Source organism: Cryobacterium roopkundense, from assembly GCF_014200405.1.
GTDB lineage: Bacteria > Actinomycetota > Actinomycetes > Actinomycetales > Microbacteriaceae > Cryobacterium > Cryobacterium roopkundense.
Genome location: NZ_JACHBQ010000001.1, coordinates 3,039,722 through 3,057,674 on the forward strand (window position 1 = coordinate 3,039,722; position 17,953 = coordinate 3,057,674).

16 protein-coding genes are annotated in these 17,953 nt (G+C 69.1%); 10 read left to right on the forward strand and 6 right to left on the reverse strand.

Annotated features, from left to right (window positions below; translation table 11 throughout):
- Positions 1-152: 152 nt before the first annotated feature.
- The 6 genes from BJ997_RS14235 to BJ997_RS14260 form a co-directional block, all read right to left on the reverse strand.
- Positions 153-1,550, reverse strand: a complete 1,398-nt coding sequence (locus BJ997_RS14235) for an alkaline phosphatase family protein (RefSeq protein WP_035838292.1) — start codon at positions 1,548-1,550, stop codon at positions 153-155.
- Complete coding sequence (locus BJ997_RS14240; RefSeq protein WP_035838294.1) at positions 1,547-2,413, reverse strand: TatD family hydrolase; 867 nt, start codon at positions 2,411-2,413, stop codon at positions 1,547-1,549. The genes BJ997_RS14235 and BJ997_RS14240 overlap by 4 nt, the downstream gene beginning before the upstream one ends.
- Before the next feature lie 2 nt (positions 2,414-2,415).
- On the reverse strand, positions 2,416-3,150 hold the full coding sequence (locus BJ997_RS14245; RefSeq protein ID WP_052542514.1) for an EboA domain-containing protein: 735 nt from the start codon (positions 3,148-3,150) through the stop codon (positions 2,416-2,418).
- A 46-nt stretch (positions 3,151-3,196) separates the two neighbouring features.
- Positions 3,197-4,075, reverse strand: coding sequence for an SCO3242 family prenyltransferase (locus BJ997_RS14250; RefSeq protein ID WP_221243972.1), 879 nt, complete (start codon positions 4,073-4,075; stop codon positions 3,197-3,199).
- Between the two features lie 215 nt (positions 4,076-4,290).
- The gene (locus BJ997_RS21565; RefSeq protein WP_236629072.1) at positions 4,291-4,926 is read right to left on the reverse strand and encodes a hypothetical protein; all 636 of its coding nucleotides are present in this window, start codon (positions 4,924-4,926) and stop codon (positions 4,291-4,293) included.
- Positions 4,927-4,989: 63 nt separating this feature from the next.
- Positions 4,990-6,813, reverse strand: coding sequence for an FAD-dependent oxidoreductase (locus BJ997_RS14260; protein WP_052542485.1), 1,824 nt, complete (start codon positions 6,811-6,813; stop codon positions 4,990-4,992).
- A 231-nt stretch (positions 6,814-7,044) separates the two neighbouring features.
- Between BJ997_RS14260 and BJ997_RS14265 the strand changes: the two genes are divergently transcribed.
- From BJ997_RS14265 to BJ997_RS14310, 10 genes are all read left to right on the forward strand, one after another.
- Positions 7,045-8,013, forward strand: coding sequence for an ROK family protein (locus BJ997_RS14265; RefSeq protein WP_052542484.1), 969 nt, complete (start codon positions 7,045-7,047; stop codon positions 8,011-8,013).
- A 76-nt stretch (positions 8,014-8,089) separates the two neighbouring features.
- Positions 8,090-9,121 (forward strand): ROK family protein, encoded by a 1,032-nt coding sequence (locus BJ997_RS14270; protein ID WP_152602281.1) that lies wholly within the window; start codon positions 8,090-8,092, stop codon positions 9,119-9,121.
- A 172-nt stretch (positions 9,122-9,293) separates the two neighbouring features.
- Positions 9,294-10,574, forward strand: a complete 1,281-nt coding sequence (locus tag BJ997_RS14275; protein WP_035838055.1) for a sugar ABC transporter substrate-binding protein — start codon at positions 9,294-9,296, stop codon at positions 10,572-10,574.
- A gap of 5 nt (positions 10,575-10,579) precedes the next feature.
- Positions 10,580-11,557 carry a carbohydrate ABC transporter permease gene (locus tag BJ997_RS14280; protein WP_035838054.1) on the forward strand — a complete coding sequence of 326 codons (978 nt, stop codon included), beginning with the start codon at positions 10,580-10,582 and terminating at the stop codon, positions 11,555-11,557.
- A complete protein-coding gene (locus BJ997_RS14285; RefSeq protein WP_035838052.1) occupies positions 11,554-12,378 on the forward strand; it encodes a carbohydrate ABC transporter permease in 825 nt (274 codons plus the stop codon). Before BJ997_RS14280 ends, BJ997_RS14285 begins: the two co-directional genes overlap by 4 nt.
- Positions 12,375-13,916, forward strand: a complete 1,542-nt coding sequence (locus tag BJ997_RS14290; RefSeq protein WP_183323553.1) for a glycoside hydrolase family 3 N-terminal domain-containing protein — start codon at positions 12,375-12,377, stop codon at positions 13,914-13,916. The genes BJ997_RS14285 and BJ997_RS14290 overlap by 4 nt, the downstream gene beginning before the upstream one ends.
- Entirely contained in the window at positions 13,913-15,172 is a 1,260-nt protein-coding gene (locus BJ997_RS14295) for an anhydro-N-acetylmuramic acid kinase (RefSeq protein ID WP_052542482.1), read from the forward strand. The genes BJ997_RS14290 and BJ997_RS14295 overlap by 4 nt, the downstream gene beginning before the upstream one ends.
- On the forward strand, positions 15,169-16,083 hold the full coding sequence (locus tag BJ997_RS14300) for an N-acetylglucosamine kinase (protein ID WP_035838048.1): 915 nt from the start codon (positions 15,169-15,171) through the stop codon (positions 16,081-16,083). Before BJ997_RS14295 ends, BJ997_RS14300 begins: the two co-directional genes overlap by 4 nt.
- Positions 16,076-17,041 carry an N-acetylmuramic acid 6-phosphate etherase gene (gene murQ / locus BJ997_RS14305; protein ID WP_035838046.1) on the forward strand — a complete coding sequence of 322 codons (966 nt, stop codon included), beginning with the start codon at positions 16,076-16,078 and terminating at the stop codon, positions 17,039-17,041. Before BJ997_RS14300 ends, murQ begins: the two co-directional genes overlap by 8 nt.
- A complete protein-coding gene (locus BJ997_RS14310) occupies positions 17,031-17,912 on the forward strand; it encodes a MurR/RpiR family transcriptional regulator (protein WP_052542481.1) in 882 nt (293 codons plus the stop codon). Before murQ ends, BJ997_RS14310 begins: the two co-directional genes overlap by 11 nt.
- Positions 17,913-17,953: the final 41 nt, after the last annotated feature.

Sequence of the window (17,953 nt, forward strand, 5' to 3'; positions counted from 1 at the left end):
TCCGCGGGTCGAAGCCACGAAGAAGCGATCAAGACCACGCCAGCCAACTCTCAGACACGGCTCACGGGGTCTCGATCGCTCGTGCCTCGCGCCTCGACCAGCGGGTTCCCGCATCCCCACGAGGGAAGAGGCTGAACTTCCGCTAGTCCAAGCTAGACGGGGGCGGGCTGCGTGAGGCCGGCGAGCTGCAGCAGCAGGTCGCGCACCTCGGTGGCGGCGATGGCGGCGATGGCGGCGCGGGCGGCGGACGGGTCGGAGCAGAGCAGCACGGGGCCGTCGGCAGCGTTCTCCGGCAAGCGCCCGTGCGAGCCGCGCACGCAGGAGGGGTCGAGCGGCACGACGTCCATCGCGTAGCGCAGGCCCACCTTCTTCTTCGCGAGGTTGCGGGCGGCGCGCAGCTTCACGAAGCGGTCGTCGGGGTCGAAGAACAGCTCGGCCGGGTCATAGCCCGGCTTCTTGTGGATCTCCACGCCGCGCGCGAAGTCCGGCGCCTGCGCGTCGTCAAGCCAGTAGTAGTAGGTGAACCAGGCGTTCTTCTCGGCCACAGCCACGAGCTCACCGCTGCGCGCGTGGTCGAGGCCGTACCGGGCCTGGCCCGCGGCGTCGAGAACCTCGGCGACGCCCGGGAGCGCCTCGAGCAGCGCGCGCACCCGGGGAATGTCGGCGGGATCCTGCACATAGACGTGCGCGAGCTGGTGGTCGGCGACCGCGAAGGCACGCGAGGTCCAGGGGTCGAGCAGCTCGCCGCTCGCGTTGGTGTGCACCTCGAGCAGGCCCTCGCGCCGCAGCATCCGGTTCACGTGAACGGGCTGGTCGACGTTCGTGATGCCGTATTCGCTCAGCACCACGATGGTCGTGCCCAGCCGCGCCGCGTCGTCCAGAAGCGGCGCGAGCACCTGGTCGAGCTCGCGGGCGGCCTCGAAGGAGCGCGGGTCGTCGGGGCCGAAGCGCTGCAGGTCGTAGTCGAGGTGCGGCACGTACACGAGGGTGAGGTCGTGGTCCGGCAGCACGTGCCGGGCCGCGCCCACGATCCAGCGCGAGGACGCCATGCCGGCCGTGGGGCCCCAGTAGGTGAACAGCGGGAAGTCGCCGAGCTTGGCCACGAGTTCGTCGTGCAGCTCGGGCGGTCGGACATAGGCATCCGGTGATTTGCGCCCGTCGGCGTGATACACCGGCCGCGGGGTGATGGTGACGTCGGTCGTAGCGCCCATGGCGTACCACCAGCACACGTTCGCCACCCTGTAGCCCGGGTTCGTGCGCCGCGCTGTCTCCCAGACCTTCTCCCCGCCCACGAGGCGGTTGTGCTGGCGCCACAGGTTGACCTCGCCGATGTCGCGCAGGTACCAGCCGTTGCCCACGATGCCGTGCTCGGCCGGCGTGAGCCCGGTGAGGAAGGTGGACTGCGCCGAGCACGTGACGGCGGGCAGCACGGTGCCGAGCTCGGCGGAGAAACCGCGGGCAGCGATGGTCTGCAGGCGCGGCATCACCGCGAGTAGCCGCGGGGTAAGGCCGGCCACGTCGATCACGAGCAGGGGCGTGGGCACGCTCATGCTCGGGCACCGCGCATGATGGAGTTGCCGGCGAATTCGGCCGGAACCGCGGCATCCGCTGTCTCGGTCGTATCGAGGTCGAGTCGGCCGCTCTGGCCGAAGAACTCCACGGGGTTGCGCCACAGGATGCGGTCCACATCGTCGTCGTCGAAACCGGCGGCGAGCATGGCCTCACCGGTGCGCCGGGTGGTGAGCGGGTCACTGCGGCCCCAGTCGGCAGCGGAGTTGACGAGAACACGGTCGAGGCCCACGTCTTTCAGCACGGCGACCATGCGCGCGGGGTCCATCTTGGTGTCGGGGTAGATGCTGAAACCCATCCAGCAGCCGGAATCGACGACCTCGTGCACGGTGACCTCGTTGAGGTGGTCGACCACCACCATGCCGGGCGCAATGCCGCTTTCGCTCACCACATCGAGGGTGCGGCGGGTGCCGGCCACCTTGTCGCGGTGCGGCGTGTGCACGAGTGCCGGCAACTCGTGAGCGAGGGCGAGGGCGAGTTGCGCGGCGAAAGCATGGTCCTCCTGCGGGGTCATCGAGTCGTAGCCGAGCTCGCCCACGGCCACGACGCCGTCTTTCTCGAGGTAGCGCGGCAGAATGTCGAGCACTCCGGCGAGGCGTGGGTCGCCGGCCTCCTTGGGGTTGAGGCCGATCGTGCAGAAGTGCCGGATGCCGAATTGGCTCGCCCGAAACGGCTCCCAGCCTACGAGGGCGTCGAAGTAGTCGATGAAGGATTCGACGCTCGTTCGCGGCTGACCGAGCCAGAACGCGGGCTCCACGACGGCGCGCACCCCGGCTGCATACATGGCCTCGTAGTCGGTAGTCGTGCGGGAACTCATATGAATGTGCGGGTCCATGATGCGCATGTCTATTCCTTATATACGTGGGTCGCGGGCAGCAGTGCGGAAAGCAGGTCAACGGAGAGGTCGGGACGGTCGAGGGCCTGGGGGAAGGCCCCGACCACGGCGTGAATGTCGGTCGGAATATCTCGGCCGGCGGCGGTTCTTTCGTGGGCGAGGTCCACGAGCATTCGGGCGAGCTCGGCGTCCTGGCGGTCGGCCAGATTCGCGATGGCCCCCAGCGGAATGCCCGTGAAGACACACTTGACGACCGCGTGGCGGTAGGCCTCCTGGCCGAGGTAGCGGGCACCGTACCCCTGCACTGCGGCAGCCACCAGGCGCACGTCGTTGGTGCGCAGGGCGTCTTCGACGATGGGGAGCAGGGCCGCGCCGATGCCGCCGGGTTCGCCGGGTGTGTCTCGCTCGCCGGGTTTCCCGGGTTCGTCGAGCCGGCGCAAGCCGCGCAGCACGCCGCGTTTCTCGCCGGCGTCGCCGTGACGATACAGGTCGTCGAGGAGATTGGCGCGGTCGGCGCCGCGCAGGGCGAGCGCGCCCATCAACAGGGAGCGAGCCGCGTCGTCGATGCAGCCGTGGCGCAGTCCCTGCGGGTCGTCGTCGCTGAGGGGGTCTCGGCCGCACCGACGCGACACCGCCGAGAAGTGCTGGGCCAGGGCGTCGGGGCGGCGCTCCACATCGGCCAGAGCGGCTTCGAGCCAGGTCGCCCCCGCCTCGGCCAGTCGGGGTTGCAGAGAACGGATGCTCACGGGTTCGCTCCTTCGCATTCGGTCGGCCGGGTGCGCGGTACGGACATCATGTGGCGGACACCCGCCGCGTGAGGCGGCGGCCCAGTGGAAGCAAGGCAGCCAGGGCGAGGCCGGTTCCGACGGCGCCCGACCGGGCGATGAGCGCTGCCTGCAGGCCGGTGGTGCCCATGACGGATGCGCCCACCGCGCGGCGAATGTCCGGCGCCGCTCTCGTCCGGCGCGCCACCACCTGCGCGGGGGCCACGGCCGCGAGGTAGGCGAGAGCGAGGGCTGCCCCGGCGACGCGAGGGAGCCATCCGTTGGCGGGATTGAGAGTCGGTCCTGCCGCGGCGGCCACGGCGGCGCACGCCGTGCCCGTGACGGCGAGGGTGCCCACGACCGCGCTCCGGGAACCGTGCACCTCGTCGCGGCTGAGGGTGGTGGTGCCGAGGGTATGGGTGAAGACAGTCAGGGCGGCCGGCAGAGCGCGTCGCCAGGACCCGGCGCCCGCGCCGAGCAGCACGTCGAGCAGCCGGGTGGTCGCCATCGACACCGGGCCGAGCGCGGTGGGCTTGAACACGACGTCGTACGCCCAGACGCTCGCGGCGAGCGGGAGCGCCACGGCCAGGCCGCGGCGTCCCCCGGCGAGCGTGGCGATGCCCACGCCGGCGGAGGTGAGAACGATCGCCACCGCGAGCGCCTCTACCGGGGTCACGTCCCCGGCCGGAATGGGTCGTTCGGGGCGCTCGATGGCGTCGAGGTCACGGTCCGCGTAGTCATTGAGGGCCATGCCGGCCCAATAGATGAGGGTCGACGAGAGCGGGAGGAGAGCCGTGCGGGCGCCGAACGGCCAGCCGGCTGCGGCGGCTCCGGCGAGGGTGTCGCCGGGGGCGGTCAGCGCGGCGGGGAGGCGCACGAGGCGGGCGAAGGCGGACGCTGTCATCATGGCGCGGGCGGCCTCGGCGTCTCGCTGTGGACTGTGGTCACGGATCCCCCTCGGTTTACCGACCGGTCCGCGCTAAATCGCGCCCGTGGGGCGCGAATTTCTCATCGTCACTGATCAGACTCTCGGATTCGAGTCTACGGACCGCATTTGTTGCCTGTCAAAACGAATACAGTGAATGTTCCGCGCGGCGCTCCTGAGCCGGTCGAATACCTCGATCATCGTCCCCCTTGTGGGCGAACCTTGGCCGGTGGCGAGAGGCCTGGACGTTCGGTGTTGCCCTGGCGCTCGCCCTCGAATCGGTACTCGCCCCAGCGGATCATGCGCGACTGCTCGTATTCGACCGCGGCCCACTCCCACCCGGTAAGAGTTGGGGAGTCGGCGCCGCATTGGGGCGGGTAAGACTCCATGATTGTCGTACAGAACACCGGTCCGTCTCCGTCATCGAGCACCATGCCGGCGAACGATTCCTCCGCGGGACCGCTCAACGCGATCAGCAGGGCGAGGATCGCAAGCGCGAGGGCAACCGGTGTCATCGCATACCGCTCCGGTGTGGACCGGGAGATCGCATTCATCACCACACCGAGGGTGAGGTAGGCACAGACCACCCAGATCCCCACCTGCGAGAACGCGTTCGGAAACACATCAGCGACACCCGCCCGGTCGAGGACGAGCAGGGCGATAAACCCGTAGATCAGGATGGAGACGCCGGAGGCGATCCGATACCCGAGCGGCAGCACGCCCGGATGCTGCCCGCCCCACGCGAATCGTCCCCACGGCGCGCCGAACGCGAGAAAGAGCTGGAAGAGAACCAGCAGGCCGATCAGAGTGACGAACGCGATGGTGGCGATCACGGATGCAAGCATACGGGGCGCAGGTAAACCCACCCTTGTCGGCCGGGAGCGACCCCGATCTCCTCAGGCGGGCTGGCCCACAAGCACCGACGCCTCGACGCGACTGAGCAACGCGGCCATCGCCTCGAACAGGGCGGCCTCAGGGTCGTCGGCCAGCCGGCACGCTCGCCAGCCGATGTGCTTGTCCGGGCGAACGAGCACGGCCCCATCTTCGGCCACCTCGCGCAGCTTCGCCCAGTCGAAGTACAGGTCGGTCACCGGCTGCCCCGGGCCGATGATCACAGTTTCGAGTCTGACCCCCAGCCGCTCGCCCACGAGCGCCGCGGCGTCCGCCCAGGCCGCGCCCGTGATGCCGGTGAACAGCGTGAACTGAGTGACGGGCGCGAGGTCGTGGGTGGAGAACTTGTGGGCACTGTCGCCCACCCAGGCGTGCGGCAAGCGCGAACCCGGCACCGTCGAGGCCTCGTAGTAGAGCTCCGGATCGCGGCGAGGGGCGGGGCGCACACTGCCGTCGGAGACAATCGCCGAGGAGTCGTAGAACTGCCCGATTTCCACCCCGTGCGCGTTGAACTCGTAGTTTTTCACCTCCATGGCCGCCTGGATGGCATGGCGCTTGGCCGCGCCGGCCGGCGTGTTCGCCTTTCGCTCCTCGATCGCCTCGATCATCTCGGCCTCCGTACGGGCATCCGTCACGCCGAGGGCATCGAACAGCTGGCCGAATTCCCGCGCCGATTTGTTGGCCCGCAACACGATCTGCCGGGCCACCGGCGCGCGCTCGGCGGAATAGGTCTCGAGCAGCTCGGGCCCGGACTGCCCGGCGATTACGGCGGCGAGCTTCCATGCGAGGTTGTAGGAGTCCTGGATTGACGTGTTCGAGCCGAGCCCATTGCTCGGCGGATGCTTGTGCACGGCGTCTCCCACGCAGAAAACCCGTCCACGCTGCAGCCGGGTGGCGTACTGGGCGTTGTTGCCCCACAACGAGGTTCCGGTGATTTCCACCTCGAGGTCGGGCATCCCGAGCAGGTTCCGCACGATTTGCGTGGCCGCCGCCTCGTCGATCACCGGCGCCTCCTCCGCGATGTCGTAGCCCCACACCACCAGCCACTTGTTCCACGGTCGAATCATGCGCACGAGGCCCGTACCGATCCCGCCGATGTTCGAACCAGGCTGCACCACCCAGTACAGCACCGACGGTCGATGCCCGACGAACGGGGAGATGTCGGCCGTGAAGGTGATGTTCATCGAACCCGCGATGTCCATCTTTCCCTCCATCGGCAGGTCAATATCGGCCGCCACCTGCGACCGGGCACCGTCACCGCCGATCAAGTACTTCGCACGGATGCCGAACTCGGCTCCCGTGAGCCGGTCGAGAACGCGCACGCTTACCCCCTCCTCGTCTTGAACGTGCGAGAGGTATTCGGTGGAGAACCGGGTCTGGGTGCCCCGCATGGTGGCGTTCTTCACCAGGATGGGCTCGAGGTAGGTCTGCGGAATGTCGCAGGTGAGCGATGGGGAGGCCAGTTCGTAGTCGGCGTGCCGGGCCGGGTGGGTGCCGAACGTGAGGATCCGCCCCAGCTCCTCGCCGGCGATCGACGTGCAGAAGACAGTGTCGCCCATCAACTCGTTCGGCGTGGACTCGGCACGCACTAGATCCTCGATGCCGATGTCGCGGAAGATCTCCATGGTGCGTTGGTTGGTGATGTGCGCCCGCGGGGTGTTGGCCGTCCATCGATACTTGGTGATCATGATGTTGCTCACGCCGAGCGTGGAGAGGAACAGCGCCGCGGACGCGCCGGCCGGCCCCGACCCCACGATGAGCACATCCGTCTGGATCAGCGCGAGCTCCGGAAGCGCGGTCTCTGCAATACCGTCGTTGAAAATCGCCATTGGTTTCCTTTTGTTGCGGCCGAGAACTTGTGCAGAAGCGTACCGCAGGCCGGAACGAGCGCATCTTGCGAGTTGCCCCCGTCAGAAACCAACCCATAGAATGTTTAGTGCCTGAATGTACACAACAAACCGCATCGAATGCTTTGGGGACCTAAGCTGGTCTCTGAACTCATCGCTAATTGGCTCGCAGAGCCCAATCGACACTTAAACACAGAGAAGTTCGAGGATCCTGTGAACCACCCAGACACGCCGGTCGGTGTGCAGCCCTGGCCCCTCGGGCCCGGTGCGGCGGTACTCACCTTCGACGTTCGCAGCACCCAGACAAAAGCGGCGCTGTTTGACACCGAGGGCGTCATGCTCGGCCTGAGCCGAACGATGATTCCCGCACCGACCGCGGCCCACGACGCCACGGAAGCACTGATGGCGCACGTGGAAGACCTCACGACGCAGTTCGCCCGCGATTTTCCGCTCGTCACCCCGTCAGCCACCGGCCTCATCGCCCAGGGGATCGTGGATGACAAGGAGGGCATCGCCATTCTCTCCGCAGGTCTCCGCTGGGCCAACGTTCCGTACAAGAGGCTTGCCGAGCACCGGCTTCGCCTACCGTCCTCCTTCTCGAACGTGGCCCGTGCCGTGGGCGAGGCAGAGTTCACCCTCGGCGCCGGGCGCACGCACCATAACGCCATGGTCATCAAACTGGGCAGTCGGATCGCCGCGTCCCTTTTTGTCGACGGACGCTCGCACGATGCGGGCGGCTTCGCCGGCGGTCTCGGGCATACGATCGTGAACCCCCAGGGCGACCGCTGTGTCTGCGGGTCACGCGGTTGCCTGCAGACCGTGGCTTCCAGCGGTGCCCTCCTGAGCCGGTACACCGACCTCACCGGCGAAACGCTCGCCGCCTGGGAAGACGTGCTCACCCTGTCCCGAAAGGGTGACGCCGCGGCGGAACGCGTCTGGAACGACGCCCTCGACGCCCTCGCGTTGGCCATTTCGCATGTCGCCGCCATACTCGCTCCCGAAGCCGTAGTGATCAGCGGCGGACTCGCGACCATCGGCGACGAATTCTTTGTGCCCCTGCGCCAGCGGGTGGACGCTCTCTTGAGCTTCCACCGCCGTCCCCTTCTCGTACCGGCCATGTTCGGGCAGAACGCGGGCCTCATCGGCGCCGCGCTGCGCGCCCGAGCCGCAACGACCGCCTAACCGACGAGACCCGTCGGTCTCACGTTCACTGGGTTCGGCACTGGCTTTGGGCGGCAGAATCGGTAAAGACGATACAGTGTACAGTCCGGCACGCTCAGCTAAACCGAACTCCGTCTGGCACGTGATTCTCGTGATTTCCGTCAAGAGTCCCCTCGACCCTGTGGTGTCGGAGGTGCTCGCCCTCGGGCCAGGACCCGCCGTCCTCACCTTCGAAATGCAGCCCACAGAGACGAGGGCCGCTCTGTTCGACTCGGACGGCGTAATGCTCGGCCTCACTCGCAGCCCTGCCCCGAACCCCGAAGGTGATGTCGGCGAGGTCATCATGGCCCACGTCGAGGACCTGACGACGCGGCTCGCCCGGGACTTTCCCCAGGTAACTCCGTCTGCAGTCGGCTTGATCGCGCCCGGCATCGTCGACGACCGCGAGGGGATCGCGATCCTCTCCGGTGACCTGCGTTGGGTCAATGTCCCGTACCGGGCACTCGCCGAAAGCCGCCTTCGTCTTCCCTCGTCCTTCTCCCACGACGCACGAGCAGAGGGACAGGCCGAGTTCCAGCTCGGTGCCGCCCGCCCGTTCTCCAACGTCGTCGTTCTACGCCTGGGAGCGCGCATCGCGGCAACCATCTACCTCGACGGCCGCCTCCATGACGGCGGCGGATTTGCTGGTGGCTTGGGGCACTCCATCGTGAACCCCGGCGGCTCCCCCTGCGCGTGCGGGTCCCGTGGCTGCCTGCAGACTGTCGCCTCAACTGGGGGCCTGGCGGATCGCTACGCCGAGCTCAACCCCGGCACGCTGGCAACGGGCGATGAGGTGCTCGAGCTAGCGCGCCGCGGCGATGTTGCCGCCAATTTGGTGTTGAGCAATGCCCTCGACGCCGTGGCCCTCGTAGTCTCCCAAATTTCGGCAGTACTGGCCCCCGAGGCAATCATCCTGAGCGGCGGCCTGGCCCTCACCGGCAGCCAGTGTTTTCTGCCGCTTCGCCATCGACTGAACTCGCTGCTGAGTTACCACCGTCGTCCCCTCCTGCTGCCAGCCGCCTTTGGCCGGGACGGCGGCCTCATGGGCGCCGCATTGCGCGCTCGCGCTGCCGCTGCCGCTGCCGCGTAGCTGAAGCGGCGCGCGGCGCGCGGCCGGAGTCGCCCCTCGGGTGCCGCGTTGGCCTCGCCCGCAGTCACGAAACGGCAACGCTAAGGAAAATAGTTTGTGTTTTATGAGACATAAGGCAATAATAATTTTCAGAGGCCGAGTCGCCTCGCATCCGTTTCATTGAGGAGACCGAATGAAGAAGCGCTATTTGTCCATCGCCATGCTCGCGGTGGCCGCGATGGGCCTCACGGCCTGCTCAAGCGGGGGCGGCGGTACCGACGACGCGAGCGGCGATACCCTCAACGTGTGGATCATGCAGGGCACGAACCCCGACACCGAGGCCTTCTTCGACACCGTCGGCGACGCGTTCACCGCGAAGACCGGCGCGACCCTCGACGTGGAATACGTGCAGTGGGCGGATGCCCACGACAGGTTCGTCACCTCGATCGCCGGCAACACGACCCCCGACGTGGCCGAGACCGGAACCACCTGGACCGCCAAATTCGCCGACTCCGGCGCCCTCGCCCCGCTCGATGGCTACGTGTCGGAGGCCGGAATCGATGACGACCTCGTGCAGGGCCTCGTTGACGCCGGCACCTACGACGACGAGCTTTACGGCATGCCCTGGTACGCCGGGGTGCGCTCGATCATCTTCCGCTCCGACGTGCTCGCCGAGCTCGGTCTCACCGCGCCGACCACCTGGCAGGAAATCGTGGACGTGGCCACCGTCATCAAGGCGCAGCGCCCCGAGCTGATCCCGTTCCCCGTTCCCGGCGACGCCGAAATGCTCGCCTACCCCTGGGTGTGGGGCGCCGGCGGCGAGGTGTCTGTGCAGGACGGCGACCAGTGGGTCTCCGGCCTCGCCGACGCCGAAGCGCGCGCGGGCATCCAGTTCTACACCGACCTCGCCACCGTGCACGGCTTCTCTTCGGCCGGCGCCACCACGTGGAAAGAGACCGACGTGCTCGACAACTTCGCGCAGGGCAACGTGGCCATGGCGATCAGCGGATCGTGGACCCCGGCCACCGTGCTCGAAAAGGCACCCGACCTCGCCGGCAAGATCGGCGCCGTGCCGATCCCCGGCCAGACGGCGGGCATCAGTCCCTCAGTGCTCGGCGGCTCTCACCTGAGCATGTTCAACACCGCTGAGAACAAGGACCTCGCCTGGGAGTTCATGCAGCTCATGACGACCGGCGAGTTCGCCCAGCAGTGGGCAGACCAGACCGGCTACTTCCCCGGCACCGAGTCGCTGCTGCAGACCACGATGGAGTCCGACGACCCGCTCGTGAAGCCCTTCGCCGAGCAGATGGTCGACGCCGGAGCCTCGCTCCCCGTCACCCCGAAGTTCGGTGCCGTGCAGGCCAAGAAGACCACAAACGCCATGATGCAGGCCATTCTCTCCGGCCAGAAGACGGTCGATGAGGCCACAGCGGATGCCGCGAAAGAGATGAACGACACCATGAACGGCAACTAGAACCCGTGGCCACCCTCCTCGAACGCTCGGCGAACGACGCACGCCCCCGTGCGTCGCAAGCCGGCGGCCGCGCGCCGCGCCGCAGGCGTCTGATCACCCTCGCGAAGGCACGCCCCTGGCTGCTGCTCACCCCGGCCCTCGTGTTGCTGGGCGCGCTGCTGCTGTGGCCGCTCGTGCGGGTGTTCCTGTTCTCGCTTCAGGACTACGGCCTGCGCGAGATCGTGAGCGGGGAGAGCAACTACATAGGTTTCGCCAACTACGCGGAGATCTTCGGCAACTCCACCCTCTGGACCGTGGTGCTGCCCAACACAGTGGGCTTCGCGGTGATCGCGGTGACGGCCACGGTGGTCTTCGGCACCCTGGTGGCGCTGCTGATGGCGTCGCTCGGCATGTTCTGGCGCACCATCGTAGGCAGCGCCATCATGGTGGCCTGGGCCATGCCGGCGGTCACCGGCACCTACGTGTGGATCTGGATCTTCGACGCCGACCAGGGTCTCGTGAATGAGACCCTCAAAGGCCTCGGCCTGATGGACGAGTCGTTCAACTGGTTCACCAACCCCTTCACGTTCTACGGCATCGTGGCGCTCAACATTGTGCACCACGGCTTCCCCTTCGTGGCCATCACGGTGCTCGCCGCACTGCTCGGTGTGCCCAAGGAGATGCTCGAGGCAGCCCAAATGGATGGCGCCGGGCCGATCCGACGCTTCTTCCAGATCATCTTCCCCACGCTCAAACCCGTGTTCGCCGTGGTCGTGATCCTCTCCACCATCTGGGACTTCAAGGTTTTCGCGCAGATCTACCTGATGCCGGGCGGTGCGGGGTCCAACCGCGAGGTGCTCAACCTCGGCGTGTGGTCGTACGTCGAGTCCTTCGGCCAAAACCGCTACGGCTTCGGAGCCGCGATCGCGGTGCTGCTCACTGTGCTGCTGCTCATCATCACCGTCGTGTACGTGCGCACCCTGTTCAAGGAGGAGAAGGCGTGAGGCGGCGCAAGGGCAACGTCACCAAGGGTGTGCTGATCGCCCTGCTGTTGGTGTTCACCCTCTTCCCCGCGTACTGGATGGTGGCAAGTTCCTTCGACGCGCAGGCGTCGAGCGGCGGGCAGTCGCTGCTGCCGAAGGAGTTCACCCTCGACAACTATCGCTTCGTGCTGAGCGAGGGCGGCTTCGGCACGTTCCTGCGCAACTCGGTAATCGTGGCGTTCTTCACCGTCGTGGTGTCCGGGACCGTCGCGCTGCTGGCATCCGTTGCCGTGGCCAGGTTCAAGTTCAAATTTCGTACGACCATCCTAATTCTGATCCTCACAGTGCAGATGGTGCCGCTCGAGGCCCTCGTGATTCCGTTGTTCGTACAGGTGCGCGATCTGCAGATGCTCAACACCCTGCTCGGCCTCGTGGTCGTGTACCTCGCATTCTCACTGCCGTTCGCCATCTGGATGCTGCGCGGCTTCGTGGCCGCCGTGCCCGTGGAACTCGAGGAGGCCGCGTACCTCGACGGCGCGAGCTGGTGGCGCATGTTCCGCTCGGTGCTGCTGCCGCTCGTGGCGCCCGGGCTCGTGGCCACGAGCGTGTTCTCGTTCATCGTGGCGTGGAACGAGTTCATCTTCGCCATGACCCTGCTCGGCGGCGCCACCGAGAATTACACGGTGGCCATCGGCCTCAAACAGTTCTTCGGCGTGAACTCCAACGACTGGGGCTCCGTGATGGCGGCATCGACCATCATCACGATCCCGGTGATGATCTTCTTCATCATCGTGCAGCGCAAGCTCAGCGGCGGGCTCGTGGCCGGGGCGGTCAAGGGATGACCCGCGACCCCGCCGCGCTGCGCCTCGTGAACGGCGTGCTGTGGCCCGGTTTCACCGGCCGCACGGTGCCCGACTGGCTCGCGCGCGCCCTCGACCGGGGCCTGGCCGGCGTCGTGTACTTCGGGCATAACATCGACGAAGCGGATGCCCACCAGCCGGCCCGCCTCTCGGCCGCGATTCGCGGCATCCGCCCGAACGCCCTGATCGGCATCGACGAGGAGGGCGGCACGGTGACGCGGTTGGAGGCGCTGCGCGGCTCGCGGTTCGCCTCGCACGCCCAGCTCGGCCGCCTCGACGATCTCGGCGCGACGCGACGCACCGGCCGGATGATCGGGGCGCAGGCCGCCACGGCCGGCGCCACGGTGGTGCTCGCGCCGGTCGCCGATGTGAACACGAACCCGGCCAACCCTGTGATCGGCGTGCGCTCCTTCGGCGCGGACACCGCCCTCGTGAGCAGACACGTGGCCGCCATGGTGCACGGCCTCGCCGACGCCGGCATTGCCGCGTGCGTGAAGCATTTTCCGGGCCACGGCGACACCCACACCGACTCCCACCTCGCGCTGCCGCGGCTCAACCTCAGCTGGGCCGAGGTGCAGCGCGACCATCTGCCGCCGTTTGTCGCCGCGGTCGAGGCCGGCGTGCGGGCCGTGATGACGGCGCACATCGTGCTGCCGCACTTCGGCGAGCTGCCGGCCACCCTCAACCCGCGCGTGCTCGGCCTGCTGCGCGAGGTCGGCTTCGAGGGCGCCATCGTGACGGACGCCCTCGACATGGCCGCGATCCGCTCCACGTTCGGCGCGGGCCCCGGCGCCGTGCGGGCCCTGCTGGCCGGCGCCGATCTGCTCTGCATCGGCAATCCCTCCAACCTCGGCCCTAACCAGGGCCGCACGACCGACCAGCAGGACTACCTCGCGGTGCGCGACGCCCTGCTCGCCGCCCTCGACGACGGCACAATCACCGTCGCCGCGCTCGAGGCCGCCGGCGCACGGAACGCCGAGCTGGCCCGGCCCGGGCCCGGGCCCGGCAGCGACAGCGACAGCGACACAGCGGATGCTCCGGCGACCGCCGAGCTGACCACCGCCGCCTTGGCTGCCCAGGACGCCAACAGCCGTCGCATCGTCCGCGCCGCGATCGAGGTGCGCGGCGAGCTGGCCCCCCTCCCCCGCGCCCTCACCGTGATCGACGTGCGCGACCGCCCGAACTTCGCCGAGGGGCCGCGGCCCGACGTGTTCTGCACCGAGCTGGCGAGCGCCTTCGACCTCACCCGAGTGGTCACCGGTTCGGCGCCCGGCGCCGCCACCGACACGGCACTGACCGTGCCAGCCTCGAGCGCCCTCGTGGTGCTCGCCGACAGGCTCGCCGTGCCGGGACCGCAGCGCGATGCCGTGTACGCGCTTGCAGCGCTGCGCCCCGACCTGGTGACGGTGAATTCAGGCCTCGCCGCGCCCGCCGGCGGCACCGCACTGATCGACTGCCTCGGAGCGTCCGCCGTCACCGCCCGCGTGGTTCGCGACCTGCTCGTGGGGGTGTCGGCGTGAGAATCCTCTCCCTGCAATCCGGCACCTCCGTGGACGGCATCGACGCGGCCATCGTCGACATCGACGCCGACGACGACTCACCCACGCCGTCGCTCACGTTGACCCCGCTGCACGCACGCACCTCCGCGTGGCCGCCGGCGCTGCGCGCCCGAGTGCTCTCGCTGGCCGAGGGCGCGCTCGTCGACGCCCGCGAGCTGTGCGTGCTCAACACCCTCGTTGGGCAGCAGTTCGCCCGCGCCGCCGCCGAAGCCCTCGCCGAGGCGGGCACCGCGGTGCACCTCGTGGTCTCCCACGGCCAGACCGCGTACCACTGGGTCGACGAGGGACGCGCCCGCGGCACCCTGCAGCTCGGCGAAGCGAGCTGGATCGCCGAGGCCGCCGGCGCCCCAGTGCTCTGCAACCTGCGCGCCGCCGACGTGGCGGCCGGCGGCGAGGGGGCCCCGTTGATGGGAGTGTTCGATCGCGCCTGGCTCGCGGCAACCGATCTCGGCAGCACGGCCACCCTCAATCTCGGCGGCATCGCCAACCTGTCCCTCGTGGCCGAAGGCCGCGTTCTCGCCTGGGACACCGGCCCCGGCAACGCCCTCATCGACGCCGCGATCGCCCGCGCCACCGCCGCCACCACGACAGAGGCCTACGACCGAAACGGACGCCGCGCCGCGGCCGGCCGGGTGCAGCAGAGCCTGCTCGACGCGCTGCTCACGCATCCGTTTCTGGCGCGCAGCGCGCCGAAGTCAACCGGCCGCGAGACGTTCGACCTCGGGTTCGTCGACGCGGCCGCCGAGCGGCTCGACCTCCAGCCGAGCCTCAACGACCTCGTGGCCACGCTCACCCGTTACACCGCACGCACGGTGGCGAACTCCCTCGCGGCCGAGGCTCCTGCCCTCCCCGCCCGGGTGATCGCTTCCGGCGGCGGGGTGCACAATCCGGTGCTGCTGAAAGACCTGCGCGACGAACTCGCCCGTCTCGGGGTGGCCCTCGACTCGAGCGCCCTGCACGGCATCGATCCCAATTTCAAGGAGTCCCTCATGTTCGCGCTACTCGGCTTTCTGAGCTGGCACGGTGTTCCGTGCGAGCTGCCGGGCACCCGGCCGGGCACGGCCCGGCTCGCCGGCCAGCTCGTGTTCGGGCCGAACGGGCTGGCGCGCCCGGGCGACCTGGGCGCGGGCCGGCTCACCGGCATCCGCTCCCTCCGAGTTCTGCAGGTCGCGGCGGCCAGGGCGAGCCCCGCGCACGCGCCGGTGGACGCCCGATGAGCGCGCCGGTGCTCCTGGCCATCGACCTCGGCAAGACGAGCTGTCGCGCCCGCCTCACCCGCGGGCCGCTTCTGCGCGGCCAGGCGAGCGGCCCAGGGTCCCCCGGCCTCGCCGACACCGACGGCGCCGCCCGCGCGCACCGCGCCATCGTCGAGGCCGTCGCCGGAATCGACCCCAGGCACCTCGTGGACCTGGCCGGGGTGGGTGTGGGGGCCGCCGGCGCGGAAGCCTCCCCTCTCGCCGCGCGCGAGCTCGTCGACCTGCTGCGCCGCAGCTTCGGCGTGCCCGTCGCGCTGCTCAACGACGCCCTCGCCGCCCACGTCGGCGCCTTCGCGGGTGCTCCGGGCACCGTGTTGATCGCGGGAACCGGAGCGGTGGCGTTCAGGGTTGACTCGACGGGCGGCATCCGCCAGGTCGATGGCCTCGGACCCTGGCTCGGCGACGACGGCAGCGGATGCTGGATCGGCCGGAAAGGCCTACAGGCCGCGCTGCGCTCCGCCGACGGCCGCGCCCCCGACACCCTGCTGCGCGCCGACGCCGAGGCACTCGCCGGCGGGCTCGACCGGCTGCCGCAGTGGGTGGGGGCGAGCGGTACGCCGGCCCGCACCCTCGCGAGCTTCGCCCCGCGGGTGCTCGACCGCGCCGCCGAGGGTGACCCCACGGCCGTCGGCGTTGTCGATGCCGCCTGCGCGCTCCTCTCCCGCACGGCCGGAGCGGCAGCAGCCACCGACACCACGGTGGCCGTCACCGGCGGCTTGATGTCACACCCCTACTTCTCCACCCGCCTCGACATCGCCCTCGCGGCGATGCATCTGTCCAGGGTTTCCGCCCTCGGCGACGCGCTCTCCGGCGCGGCGCTCGTGGCCGGCGACAGCGGGCTGCCCCACGAAAGGAAGGTCATCCGTGGCTGACGAACGCCCCAACCACGCCGCCCTGCGCGACTCCCTCGCCCTGCTCGCCACGGAGCAGGTGAACGAGCGCTACCCCGACCTCGACCGGCTCTCCACCGCCGAACTCGTGCAGGCCATGAACGAACAGGACGCCGGGGTCGCCGCGGCCGTGGCCGCGGTCACTCCTCAGATCACCGCAGCCGTGGACGGCATCGCCGCCCGCATGGGCAGCGGCGGCCGGCTGATCTACATCGGCGCTGGCACGGCCGGGCGTATGGGAATCCTCGACGCGAGCGAAACGCCGCCCACGTTCGGCACAGACCCCTCGCTCGTTGTCGGCGTGATCGCCGGCGGCCCTGGCGCCGTGCACACCGCGGTGGAGAACGCCGAAGACAGCGCGAGCGCCGGCGCGAACGACCTGCGCGCGCTCGGCCTCGGCGCCGGCGACGCCGTGGTGGGCATCTCGGCCTCCGGCCGCACGCCCTACGCGGTGGGCGCCCTCGAATACGCCTCGTCGGTGGGAGCGTTCACGGCCGGGGTCTCGTGCAACGCCGGGTCGGCGCTCGGCCGGGCGGCATCCGTTGCCATCGACGTGGTCGTCGGACCCGAAATTCTCACCGGGTCTACCCGGCTGAAGGCTGGCACGGCGCAGAAGATGGTGCTCAACATGCTCAGCACCATCACCATGGTGCGGCTCGGCAAGACCTACGGCAACCTGATGGTGGACATGCGGGCCACGAACGAGAAGCTGCGGGCGCGCGCCGAACGCACCGTGATGCTCGCCACCGAAGCGGATGCCGCCGCCGCGTCCCAGGCGCTGGCCGACACCGAGGGCTCGGTGAAGGCCGCCATCCTCGTGCTGAGCACCGGTGTGACGCCGCTCGCCGCTACGCTTCTCTTGGCCGGTCATCACGGTTTTCTCCGCGAGGCCATCGCGGACGCACCCTCGATCGGCGGAAGGACAGCCCGTGTCGCCTAACGCCCTGCTCACCCTGCGCCAGGCGCTGCCCGGGCTCAGCGCCACCGAGACCCGCATCGCCCAGGCCGTGATCGAGAGCCCCGCGCTCGTGGTGAACCGCACCATCACGCAGCTCGCCACCGACTGCGGCACGTCGCCGGGCACCGTGGCGCGCTTCTGCCAGAAGCTCGGCTTCTCCGGCTACCGCGAATTCCGCATCGCCGTGGCAGCGGATGCCAGCCGGGAGCAGGCACAACGCGACCGATTCGAGGTGGCCGACGGCGAGATCAACCGCACAGACAGCGCCGAAGAGGTGGTGGCCAAGATCGCCTACCAGGAGGTGCTCGCCATCGAGGAGACCGCGAAGGCTCTCGACCTGGCGACCCTCGACCTGGTGTCGGCGGCGATCGCCGCCTCCGGCCGCATCGACGTGTACGGCTTCGGTTCGAGCGGCCTCACCGCGCAGGACCTGCAGCAGAAGCTGTACCGCATCGGTCTCGCGGCCACCTGCTTCTCGGACATGCACCTCGCACTGTCGTCGGCCGCGCTGCAGCGGCCCGGTGGAGTGGCCGTGGGCATCTCGCACTCGGGCCTCACGATCGAGACCATCCACGCCCTGCAGACCGCCAGGGCGGCCGGCGCCACGACGGTGGGCATCACCAACTTCCCGGATTCTCCGCTCGCCGAACACTGCGACTTCGTGCTCACCACCCAGGCCAGGGAAAACCGCTACCGGTCCGGGGCCATGTCGAGCCGCATCGCGCAGCTCGCCCTCGTGGACATCCTGTTCGTGCGCATCGCGCAGTCGATGTACGACGACATGTCCGAGTCGCTGCGGCTCACCTACGAGGCCGTGCAGCGCCATCGGCTGCCATCGCCGCACGACGACTGACCCGATCCGGATAGGTTGGAGAACACCAGATCAGGAACGGG